This window comes from Bacteroidota bacterium, assembly GCA_013360915.1.
Taxonomy (GTDB): domain Bacteria; phylum Bacteroidota; class JABWAT01; order JABWAT01; family JABWAT01; genus JABWAT01.
Genome location: JABWAT010000013.1, coordinates 54,871 through 67,851 on the forward strand (window position 1 = coordinate 54,871; position 12,981 = coordinate 67,851).

The following is a 12,981-nucleotide window of genomic DNA, read 5'->3' on the forward strand; positions in this document are numbered from 1 at the left end:
GGTTTCTAAATTACTTGTTTGTTTTCAGATTCAGGCTATATTCCTTCATTACCTGTTCCCACTTTTTTTGCACATCCTTCGAAATCATCATAGATTCTTCATTTGCTACCTGTTGCTTCTCATTCTTGCCGAATGATAGAAAATTGAAACTGCCTGCAATATAATAGTCATTGTCTTTGATAACCAGTTTGCGGTGCGTGCCTGTCAGGCGTGAACCAATGCTGTTAAAATGTGTCGGTAAATGAATGAGGATGAATGTTTCTTTGTTTTCGCGTTGCAGTTCCTTTACTTTTTCAAGTGTTTGGTAATCGTGTTCGTCTTTTTCGTTTATTCCGTAAAGTATTATCAACTGCTTTTTGTCTTTCAGCATTTTTTCAAACAATGGTAGGTATTCCATTGTGGCACGTTTAATCCAAGGGCTTTCAATCAAGATTTTCTCTTTTACATTATTTAATGCTTCAAGAAATTTATGTTTGGTTTCCCATATTGTTAATGTGGCAAGTTCTGAAGTTATAACTTGTGGTTTAATAGGCTGTACTGGTTCTTCGGTTACTGCTGCAAGTTCTTCAAAACTGGTGCGGTCTGAACTGCTTAATGAATAAATGTAGTGTCGGTATTCCGAGTTGAATTTTGCAGATAATGTTTTATCAGGTTTAAGTGTGTCAAAATCTCTTACTTCCAACTTCGCTTCAAGATTTGAATTTCTTTCTGGAATGTACTCAATCAGCCAATAATTCAACCAAAAGCCACTTTCACCATCTCTGAAACTGTCAAACTTAATTTCATCGGCATTATAGCTTATTAAATAGCATTTGTTTTCATTGAGTTGTTTGAACGTGTCTGCAATCTGTTGAAATTTATTCTCAATAATCTCAGGGCTTCTGTTCGGTATTTTAATCTCCGATGTAAGATATTTTTGCAGTTTGGCTTTGTTAGCAGATTCCTGTTTAATTGTCAAAACATCACCTGAAATTCCATCCAATAAAAACTCAAATTCTTCGTGTTCTTCAATACGTAGAATCTTTTCGTTTTCCAGAAACTTTTCCCCTTCGGGTGCTACAATCCATTTATCTGCAATTAAATCAACATAATTCTTTTCTTTAAGAAGAAATAACTCTCGAAGTATAAACTCATCCTGCTCACCCAATCCGAGGAATTGAAATAGAGTTTTTTGAGTGTTAAAACCTTGCTGAATTGCTCTAAGAAGGACATTATAAACCTTCACAAGAGAGCCGTCAGGCTGCTTGTTTACAAGTGCATCAATTTTTATCTTTCTAACAGGATAGCTAAATGCAATAAGTTCATTTAACTTAAATCCGGTTGGCGATTTATCTTTTAATTCTTTATATGCTTCTAATTCTGTCATTGCGCCAATTGTTTAATAAATTCAGCCTTTGCAACCCATTCCGGCTTAAGATATTCAAGATACAATTGCAAAGCTGCTTTTTTCCCATTAAGCCTTTTTGTCGGGGCATTGATTAAGCCATGATAATCACCCACAATAATGAGCAATTTCTTTTGTCGTGATAAGGCTACATTAATTCGGTTTGGTACTTCAAGGAAACCAAGATTTAAGCCAGCTCCGCTTTTAACAAGGTCAACAATTACAATATCACGTTCTAAACCCTGAAAACGGTCAACAACTGAAACAGTAAGTTTATCTTCGGATTTATTCCACTTCCAAATATTGTTTATACCGTTCTGATATTTTTTCTTGTCAATTTTCTTTTTTAATTCTCTGAATTGTGCAGTATATCCAGTAATAACACCAAAGGAATACTCTTTAACTTTTGGATATTTATTTAGATGCTCCAGAATTTCAGCAATCAAATCTGCACTTAATTTATTAAACGAAGAATTATTATTGTCCTTTTCATTTTTGGTGTGACTCCCAATATCAATGAATAAAATTGAGCTATTAACGGCTAAAGGAAGATTGTGTTCTTTGGAAATATCTCTTTTTACCGGAATAATAGGTTCATCGCCCTCTGGCTCATAGAAGCATTTTGAAGTTAAAAGAACTTGCTGTTCAGATGAACGTCTGCACTCAGTAAGTTGTGCTTTGTAATCGGGTTCTATTTGTGTTATAACCTGTTCAAATAAACTTGGGCGGTTAAAATAATCGTCCCAGTTTTCCAGATCATCGGATTCTTTTTTAAACTTCTCTCTTAGCCAACCTTCGACTTCTCTTGTCGCTGTGAGCATGGGGCGTAATTGCCTATGGTCACCAACGAAAATCAGATTTTTCCCAGTTATAATTGGAACCAAAGCTTCGGCTGTAGTCGCTTTGCCAGATTCATCCATAATTACATAGTCAAATTCGAAGTGGTATTTGTTGTATTTCTTTGCTGCTATGTGATTACAAGTTGCACCAATAACCCGAATACTATCAACAAGCTTTTGATTTAATGCACTTTTTTCATCAAGTGAATTAATGGTTACAATCCAGTCTCTGTGCAAATCTTGCCGTTTAACAAATTCACCGATATTTGTTTTAAGTACATTGTCAATGAATGGAATTGCTTCGCTTTTGGTTTTAGGTAAATTATGAAGTTCTTTCAGATTTTGAATTCGGCTAACAATGTGTTCTATTTTTTCTTTTGCTTTATTCCAGTCTTTTACTTCATTTAATATTTCAAAAATCGTTGATGCAAATGGATTGCTTTTTTGAAGATTTTGCTTGAAACTATTTATATTATTTTTGAAGTTTCTTTCAGCAGTTTCTCTCACTTGCTGTTTCCATCCTTCCAGTTTACGGTCTAAAGTATGTTTTCTAATAATAGGAACTCTTGGAGCAGTAATGCCACTTAATCGTAAAATAGGAATGTCGTTTTTAAGCAAATTTTCAAGAACCTGATCAACAGCATTATTTGTCTGTGAGGTAATCAGAATTTTCGCTTCAGGTTTTGAGGATAGTATTTGAAATACAATTTCAGTAATTACGGTGGTTTTTCCTGTTCCGGGAGGTCCCTGTATTATTGAAAGAGGGGTTTTGTTCAGTGCATTTCTAATAGCTTTTGTTTGATTATCGGAATATTGAAAAGGAATATTTTTATCATCTTTTTGCCAAACCTTTTCAATTGGTGTATAATCTGAAAAGGATGGAGGAAGTTCATTTGGTTTAAAGAGGTAATAAATTAAATCAGGGTTTTGAACTTCGTTTTTATCAACTTTTTTAATCGCTTCAAGTTGCCGATTTTTTTCTTCTTCCTTTTTCGCAGTATTTTCAAAAATATAACCTGTAACAGGGATGTTCTCTTTTTTTAGTCTTTCACAATCCTTTATTTTAAAAAGTTTATCCTTTGAAAAGTACTCATAAGGTTTTCCAGCAAATTCAACTGTTTCTTTATTTTGTTTTCTGTCTCCGGTCGCTGCAATTATATATTCAAACCCATCTGAGTTAACATCGTTTCCCTCTTCTATGTGTTTTTGTAAAAACCCTAAACTACTGCATTTTTCATTCTCTTTAATCTGAAAAACAATTTCATCACCATTGACTTTAAAACTGGAATATTGCAAACGCAGAGATTTATTTGCAATTACTTTTAATTCCTCTTTCAATAATTCAGAATAGAACCCCAGTTCGTCTCTTACTGCTCTTCTGTTTTCACGAAGTGAAATGTCTTTTGCTTTAAGTTCAGACCATTTCTGAAAATATGAAGTTAAATCAGCTTTATTTTGTGGATATTCATAAGTATAATTGAATTTGAAAGGTAGCTTTTTCCCTTCTCTGATTTTCCGTTCTGCGATTTTAGAATCAATGGATGAAAAATAATTGATGCCATTAAATAGTAACTTTCTTTCATCTTTAATCCATAAAACGCCTTCACAAATAAAACTGCCAAGAATTACATCTGCTAAGAAGTTTAAACCTGGCTTTGGTGCAAGATCAAAAATAGGTGCATTATTTTGTAATAATTCTAATATTTCATTTTCATGACCTGCTCTAAATGAAACCCAAACTGATTCAGTTTGTGAAGCATTTGCAAGTTTTCTCAAAAACGATAAAACATCTTGCCATTGAGGTCTGTCAGCCGGAGTGTTTGATAGTAATTTTTGAAGAATCAAATTATACTCTTCCGGAATAGTTTCTTGTTTTTCATTAAAGAACCATTCAAGAACTTTCCCCAATGAATAAATGTCAGATTGATATGGAAAGCCACCTGCATGTAACTTGTTCAATTTTTCAGGAGCAGCAAAACTACTTGCAAAAATTTCAAGGTTTTTCTCCTGACTAAGTGTTTTTGTGATATCAGCAAGACCGAAATCTATAAGATAAAATTGTCCGTTTTTATCAATTAAAATATTTCCGGGATGAACATCACCATGATTAATCTTGAATTTTGTATGTAATTCTTGTAGGCAGTCTGCTAAATCAATTAATCCACTTAGTGCGGTTTGGGTATTGAATTCCCAGAATGAAGTTTCAAAAGGTCTTGCATCTTCTAAAAATTCATAAACAATTGCATAAGCTGTTATTTCATTATCAAAACCATATTCAATTATTGGAGGCAAAGCGCTATGTCTGGCTTTTTGTAAATGCCTGAGTTTGTCAGATAAAATTTTTGCTTTTGTTTCGTTCTTTTCAATACCAAGAATCCATTTAACCCAAAATTGCTGTCCATTTTCATCACTGGCTATGCAATTCTGCGAGTATCCTCTTTTTACTATATCCCTTGAATTATATTGATATTTTTCAAATAACATACGAAGTACTATATGGTTGTTAGTTTGCGGGTCGGAAAGATTGCACTCTTTGACAAAGCTTTGGTTGCAGCGCTGGCTTGTGTGGCTTTGGCAATGTGTGCAATGTGGGTCGGCAGAATTTCAAAATTTTTGTGCGGTGGGTAAAAAAAATTAAAACACATTTGGATCGGCAATGAGTGTCGGGTTATTTGTCTATCAGTTTCGTTTTTCATACCAAGTTTAATATTCTATTTTCATTGTCAATTTGCAGTGTCGTTGTCTTTTCTCCGCTTGTGCATAACTATCTTATAGCTCTCAAAAATATTCCCCAATCCGGCTGTATTGGGTAGATATGGGAATATTTATGCCTGGTTCGCCAGATAACAGGTAAATCCTTCGGTACCTGTCGTTAACAGGATCTTGGTTCTTCTGAAAGGTCCATTGCTGGCGTCTTTGTTTATCCCCGGTCATCGTTGATTGGCTGTGTTCAGGTAATGCCTGAATGTAACGGATCGCATTCTCCTTTTCAAGAAGATGGTGGCCTGGGGTTGGGGAGCGGGAAAAGTGACGAGTAACGCGTGACGAGAGACGAGTAGGCGTGACAAGCTCTGAAGGGGTTTTCCTCACTTTCCGGGTTTTGCATTTGTCAGGGTTCGCAGACAGGATAGCCCCTGACTCTTGATCCCTCTCCGGTGAAGAGGGAGTTTTCCGTGGTAGCTCCCTGTCATGTTCACTCCCTTTCCGGGGTTAACGATACATACCGGGTCCGGTTGGGTCGTGGGGCCCGGAAAAACAGAACCTGTTCCTGATTTTCTTTTTCGGTGGAGATAGAATCATCCTTTTTCCCACGTCACAGAAACGGCCCGCCTTCGAAGAAGAAAGTGGTAGTCTGATTTTATTTTGCAAGGCAGTGGCTTACATTTAATGAAATATTAATCATTCCGGTGCGGGTAAATGTCCATTGGTCCCAGGACGATGATCGGGTGGTTTAACAACTTGTCATGCTTAACCAGAAGGGTCTGTTTATGAAACAATGGATATCGGGTCTAGTAATCGGTTACCTCGGCTTAACCGCATCGGCTTTTGCTGCTGCAAACAATCCGCCAGCATTTACCAGTCCTTCACCCGTGGGTCCGGTCCTCTATTCGGTTCCGTTTTCCCACGCGATTTCGGCTACCGATAGTGAATCAGATCCGATTACTTTCTACACCCTCGGAGCCGAACAGCCCGATGCCAGTCATCAGACGGGGTATTACTGGGCAACCGGCTACCAGAGTGTGATCTGGCAATCTTTCACAACCGAAGTGACCGGGTTTCTGACCAAAGCAGGAATGCAATGTGCCGGTAACACCTCCATGGGCCGGCAGGCTTTAACCATTTATGCAGGCACGGGGACCTCGGGTGCGGTTCTGTACAGTGATACCCTCGATTTTGGTCCGATACTCGATTATCACACCATTTCCATTCCCGTCTCCGCAGGTATTCTGGTCGAGTCAGGGCAAGTCTATACAATAGCGGTGACCAATGCGACTGGCTACATGATCGAAGACTTATACAGCAACCCGTATCCGGCTGGTCAATCCAGTTGGAGCGGGTCATCTGATTTTCAGTTTATTACCCGGGTTCAGCCGTTGAACAGTACCACTGGTTATTCCTGGTTAAATCTGAATGATAATGAAGATGGAACCGGTGAACTGACTGGTTTGCCGTTGGCATCCGATGCCGGGACGGTTTCCATTACCCTGGTGGCCTTTGCGGCCGGTCAGTTTGCCACACAATCGGTTTCCTTCACGGTGGAATCGCCGGTTCCGGCTCCGGCCGATCTTCAGGCTGCGGCCGGAAATGAAACGATAACCCTTACCTGGGATCCGGTCACCCATCCCATGGCGGTTCGGTATCTGCTCTACGGAGGATCGTCACCCAATCCGACCACCCTCATCGACAGCATCGGGAATCTGCCCGATACCTCCTACACCGTGACCGGACTTCCGAATAATGAAATCCGGTACTTTCGAATGAGGGTCCGCGATGATCAGGGTGGACTGAGCCGTTTTTCTGCCGAAACATATGCCGTCCCGGTTCAGGAAGCCGGATTGGCTTTCAACTTCAACGGAATTACCTCGATCAGTTTTCCGCGCACGGTCCAGAATGATTTCACCATTGAATTCTGGATGCAGAGCACACAGATAGCCGGGGGAACGGGTCAATGGTGGCAGGCCCCGGGTCTGGTGGATGCCGAGTCGAATAGCCGCCCGGATGATTTCGGGGTGTCGTTCGGTGCCGGCCGGGTGGTCTTTGGAGTTGGCAACGGATCTACCGATACCTCCATTGCCGGTCCCTATATCGCCGACGGGGGATGGCATCATGTGGCCGCCACCCGCAGTCAGTCCACCGGTGTCTTTCAATTGTATGTCGATGGGGTTCTCGTCGCCACGGGTCTGGGTGGAACCAATACGCTCGATGCCAGTGAAGTCATCCGCATCGGTCAGGTGAATCCGGCCAGTCACTTTTTCAATGGCAACATGGATGACATCCGCATCTGGAATGTGGTCCGTTCGGAAAGTGAGATCCGGGAGTATTTCGGAACCCGGCTGACGGGTAAAGAACCGGGACTGGTGACTTACCTCAATTTTGATGAGCAGGTGGGTGTTCCGGTACTGGATTATTCGCGCCAGCCATCCACGCTGACTGTTTCAGGAAATCAGTACAAGCTTTCTTCGTATGCGATGCTTCCTTTCAACGTTCGCAACCTGGCAGGCACTCCGGAAAACAGTGTGGTGAAACTGTCCTGGTCGCCTAACCGCGAGGGAGACATTGCTTTTTACCGGGTGGCCCGCGGAACGGTTAACAATTACTATCAATCCTCCCCGCTTGCCTCAGAACTCACCGATACCGTGTTTACCGATGAAGTCGGTGAGGGAGATCATTTGTTTTTTTACTGGGTAACGGCCACGGATCAGTCGGGACGTGATGGCGGATTTGGGACGTCCGCCATGGTGTCATCGGTTGATTCGGCTTTCACCAGCGTGGTCTCGTTTGATGGCCCCTTTCTGCCGGTCGGTTGGGAAATCGTGAATCCCGATGACAGTTATACCTGGCAGGTGGTCGATGTGAATTATTCCGGCGGCGGGGAAGAATCGATTCAGTCCCAGGATCGTCCTGATGGACGGAGTGGAAAAGGTAAACCGGGTCAGACACCGGTGCTGCTTGCATCTCCATCAGAATCGGGTGCCATTTCTGCGGTGGGTCCGAACTATGCGGCCCGGATGAATTTTTATAGTTACGGAACCATTGGTCAGGCCGATACCCTGAAAACAAAGTTGTTCCGGGTTGAGCCCAAATCCTGGCTTAAGTTTGATCTTGCTTACCGCGGATATGACGGCAGTTATGTGGATTCACTCAAGGTGATCGTCCTGCCCGACAATCCGGCTGAACCGAAGGTGAAATTATTCGAAAAGAGCACCTTTTCGGGATTAAACAGCATCCGGGGACAACAGTATTCTTCTTTCGTTCCATCCTATCCTGCGGCCTGGGGTGAGCGCGGTTTCGACCTGAGTGCATGGGAAGGTCAGCTTATCCGGATTGCCTTTGTAAGTGTGACGGGCTATGGAAACAATCTGTACATCGACAATGTACGTGTGGACCGTGGCCTGCCGACACCGCAAACACCGGTGACGCTGGGCAGTGACGGTCAGGTTCAGGTGGCCTGGTCTCCGGTGACCGGATCCAACTTTAAACAGTATGTGGTGAAAGGGGCCATTCAAGGTGATGAACTGGTGACCCTTGGTACCACCCCCGAAGGCAATCCGCTCGATACGGTTTTTGTTCATACTGGTCTGGAAAACGGGACCATCTGGGAATATCAGGTGGCCGCCGTGAATGAACAGGATTCGGTTGGTAACTGGTCGGTGGTGAAAACCGGCATCCCGGTTACCGGTGCCGGAAATGCACTTTCTTTTGATGGACTATCCACCATGGTTTCTCTGGATAATTCCATTCAGTTTGCTGGTTCATCGTTTACCATTGAAGCCTGGGTGAAGGTCTATGGCAGTTTTGTGATGCGAAAGGCGGTTACCATCGGCGGGTCGGTGGAAGCCGGGGTGAACAATGAAAACCAATGGTACTTCTACCTGAACGGAACTGAGATTTTAAGTGAGGTGACGCTCGAAGATACGCTCTGGCATCATCTTGCGGTTGCATTCAATGCGGGTACGAATCAGATGGATTTATATGTGGATGGGTTCCTGGCAGCAACCGGAATGACTCAATCTGGTTTGAATACCGATTCGGATGTGTATCTGGGCGACTTGTCGGGTGAATCGGATTATTTCTACGGTCAGATTGATGAGGTTCGGTTCTGGAATAGTTACCGGTCGGAATCTGAGATTCTGAATAACCGAGATGTACATCTGGATGGAAGCCATCCGAATCTGCTGGGGATGTACCGGTTTGATGAGCCGGCCGGGTCAACGTTGTATGATGCAGTCGAAAGCAATTTTCATGGGCTGATCAACGGCAACTCTGTGTTTGTTCCATCGGGTGCGTTTCAGTTGCCGACTGTACCAGTTGAACTGATCTCTTTCACCCATGTTGGTCATAAGCTGATCTGGAAAACCGCCACCGAGACGACTAATGCCGGGTGGGAAGTGGAAATTTCAAAACCGTACCCTGAGGCTCTCGAAGGGAATGGTTTTGACATTTCCGGAACGGACCCTTCGAGAACCTCAGGGTCCGTGACAGAAGAATGGAAAACAATCGGATTTGTGGCCGGGGCTGGTTCATCAACGGAAGAGCGGTCGTATTCCTTTACGCTTCCTGTGGTTAAAGAAGCCATCCGTGTGCGTTTGAAGCAACTCGATACCGATGGAACGGTTAGCTATTCACAAATCCTGACGATTGAGTCGACGCCTTCCCGTTTTGCTTTGGAGCAGAATTACCCGAATCCGTTCAATCCAACTACCGTGATCAGCTATCAGTTATCAGACAACAGTAAGGTGAAACTGCAGGTGTATGATGTCACCGGCCGGCTGGTGACTACACTGGTTGATGGTAAAAAGGATGCGGGATTCCATGAAGTGGAATTCAATGCAGCCGGACTTTCGAGTGGTCTGTATTTCTACCGGATTGCCGCGGGAAATTTCTCGGCGGTGAAGACGATGGTTTTGGTTAAATAGAGATTGGTGAGTAGTGATTAGTGATTGGAAAAACCCGGAGGTTGAGGTGAAAGTTTACCCCGATATTATCGGGGAAACCACCGGGTTTTTCCAATAAAAAGTTAAAAGAAAATACGGGTGATAGGAATTCAGAATTCAGAATTCAGAATTCAGAATTCAGAATTCAGAAGTCAGAAGTCAGGAGATAGAAAAATCCATGATCACCTGTCATCCCGGCGAAAGCCGGGATCTCTGTTTTTTTTAAGGAAGCCAGCTAACCAAAGAACTTAAATACCAGATTCCGGCTTGCTGATTCCGGTTTTTTTTAATGGACCGGACGTTCAGAATGGGGATGAAAATGGGTTTATTATTTCTGCAAAAGCAGGAAATAGACACTCACCCCTTCCCCCTCCGGCGGAGAGGGTGAAATTCTGAATTCTGTATTCTGTATTCCTGACTTCTGACTCCTGCATTTTAACAACATAAAGGGTAAAACATGAAAAAACGGTTCCTGTTCAGCATGATTCTTGGCCTGATGGCCCTGCCGTTAATGGCGCAACCGACTGGTCAATATTCGGTCAAGTTTTCCAACGGTGATGATGTGTTTAATGGCGGATTGCAATCGCTGTCCACATCGACCTTGACCGTGGAATTGTGGGTTAAGCCAACGGCCTTCAACCATACCATTTTTACGAAAATGAATGGGGGAGATTACCCCTCCAATAACGGGATTGCACTCGAAATTCTCTCAACCAGTCAGGTTCGTCTGAGTGTTGGCCGGGATGGCGCCCGGACCATGGTGTCGGTGAATGCAGCCTTAAGCTCAGTAAACTGGAACCATATTGCGGTAACATATAATTCAGGCACGGCAACCCTTTACCTGAATGGGGTGTCGAAGGGAACGGCCTCCGGTGGTTCAACGATTAACAGTCCTTATCCGATCCTTTTCGGTTCGTTTCATTCATGGGGCTCATATAATTTAACCGGTGAAATCGATGACATCCGGGTGTTTAATACGGTTCGTACACCCGCCCAGATTGCGTCGGACATGACCTCATCCGAACCGGAAGGTGCATTGGCTTTCTGGAAGTTCGATGAAGGATCAGGCGACACGGTGGCCGATGCTTCGGGGAACGGCAATACCGGCTTCTTCGGAACCAGCAATGGCAGTGCCGATACCAACGATCCGTTGTGGAATCAGTACAACACCACTCCGGATGCACCGGCCTCGCTGTTTGCCACTTCAAATAACGGGGAAGTAACCGTCACCTGGTCGAAATCGGATGCGGGTGATGTGGAAGGATATGCCGTTTACGGTGGAACGGAATCTGCGCCGGAAACCAAAATCGGCGAAACGCTTACGGCCAGTGATACGTCGTTTACTTTTACTGATCTGACGAATGGCGAAACCTATTATTTCCGGGTGAAGGCGTTTGATACCTTTGCTGCTGTAAGTGACTACTCACCGGAAGATGCCGCAGTGGTTGCCACCGATGCCAGCCGCGCGCTCACGTTTGACGGGTCGGATGACTATGTGGATCTGGGCAATGCCACAGAGCTGAATGTGACTGGTGATCTGACTCTGGAAGCATGGATTTATGCCGATAATTATAACCAGAGCGGTCGGATTATCTCCAAGTGGGGATCAGCCTCCGGTTATGAGATTGACTTGTTCGAAGGCAGCCTTCGCTTTTCTTTGAACCAATCGGTTCGAGTACATCAGGCTTCAATCACATCCTTCAATGGCACCTGGGTTCACATCGCTGCCGTTAAATCGAGCATTGTTTCAACTTTATACATCAATGGGGTGGCGGTTGGAACCGGATTTGCACCCACCACGATTTCGACTTCACCGAACAACCTTCTCATCGGCCGGATGGCCAACCTGGCTGTGTCGACTTTTAACGGAGCCATCGATGAAGTGCGGGTATGGAATGTGGGTCGCACCGCCTCGCAGATTTTCGATTTTTACAATTCTCCTTTGGTCGGGACTGAATCCGGATTGGTGGGTCTCTGGCATTTGGATGAAGGAACCGGAGTCACTGCTTTTGATTCCACTCCAAACGGTAATAACGGATCCCATATCAACGGGCCAGTGGCTGGGATCTCGGGCGCCATGGGCGGGGGAACCGTTCCCGTCGAGCTTTCCTCATTCACTCATGCCGGCGGCAAGCTGATCTGGAAAACTGCCAGTGAGACGACTAATGCCGGGTGGGAAGTGGAAATGTCAAAACCGGACCCTGAGGCTCTCGAAGGGACTGGTTTTGAAAATTCCGGAACGGACCCTTCGAGAACCTCAGGGTCCGTGACAGAAGAATGGAAAACAATAGGATTTGTAGCTGGTGCCGGAACATCAACGGAAGAGCGGTCGTATTCCTTTGCCTTACCGGAAATGAAAGAAGCCGTTCGTGTGCGTTTGAAGCAACTCGATACCGACGGAACAGTGAGCTACTCTCAGATTCTCACCATTGAGGCAGCACCTGCCGCATTTGAATTGCTGGGGAACTATCCGAATCCGTTTAACCCGACTACCGTGATCCGATATCAGACATCAGAAAACAGTACGGTAAACTTACAGGTGTATGATGTCACCGGCCGGCTGGTGACTACACTGGTGGATGGTAAAAAAGACGCGGGTGTGCATGAAGCAGAATTCAATGCCGCCGGACTGTCGAGTGGTCTGTATTTCTACCGGATTTCCGCGGGAAATTTCTCTGCGGTGAAGACCATGATGCTGGTGAAATAGTGATTGGTGATTAGTGAATAGTGATTGGAAAAATCCGGAGGTTGAGGTGAAAGTTTACCCCGATATTATCGGGGAAACCACCGGATTTTCCCCAATTAAAAGTTAAAAGAAAATACGGGTGATAAGAATTCAGCAGCCAGTACCCAGCAGCCAGTACCCAGCAGCCAAAAAAATCCAGGATCACCTGTCATCCCGGCGAAAGCCGGGATCTCTGTTTTTTTTAAGGAAGCCAGCTAACCAAAGAACTTAAATACCAGATTCCGGCTTGCGCCGGAATACCGGACTTTCAGGATTGGGATTAAAATTTGCTGGTTTTTCATGCAAAAAGCAGGAAATAGACCCTCACCCCTTCCCTCTCCGGCGGAGAGGGTGAAAGTCTGCATTCTGGCTCCTGAC

Annotated in this window: 4 protein-coding genes; 2 read left to right on the top strand and 2 right to left on the bottom strand. The window is 44.2% G+C overall.

What is annotated here, in order from left to right; genetic code table 11:
- Positions 1–10 precede the first annotated feature (10 nt).
- Both HUU10_12460 and HUU10_12465 read right to left on the bottom strand, forming a co-directional pair.
- Positions 11–1,366 carry a hypothetical protein gene (locus HUU10_12460; protein NUQ82416.1) on the bottom strand — a complete coding sequence of 452 codons (1,356 nt, stop codon included), beginning with the start codon at positions 1,364–1,366 and terminating at the stop codon, positions 11–13.
- Positions 1,363–4,707, bottom strand: coding sequence for an AAA family ATPase (locus tag HUU10_12465; GenBank protein ID NUQ82417.1), 3,345 nt, complete (start codon positions 4,705–4,707; stop codon positions 1,363–1,365). The genes HUU10_12460 and HUU10_12465 overlap by 4 nt, the downstream gene beginning before the upstream one ends.
- A gap of 1,004 nt (positions 4,708–5,711) precedes the next feature.
- Between HUU10_12465 and HUU10_12470 the strand changes: the two genes are divergently transcribed.
- Positions 5,712–9,860, top strand: coding sequence for a T9SS type A sorting domain-containing protein (locus HUU10_12470; protein ID NUQ82418.1), 4,149 nt, complete (start codon positions 5,712–5,714; stop codon positions 9,858–9,860).
- A gap of 475 nt (positions 9,861–10,335) precedes the next feature.
- Positions 10,336–12,585 carry a T9SS type A sorting domain-containing protein gene (locus tag HUU10_12475; protein NUQ82419.1) on the top strand — a complete coding sequence of 750 codons (2,250 nt, stop codon included), beginning with the start codon at positions 10,336–10,338 and terminating at the stop codon, positions 12,583–12,585.
- Positions 12,586–12,981: the final 396 nt, after the last annotated feature.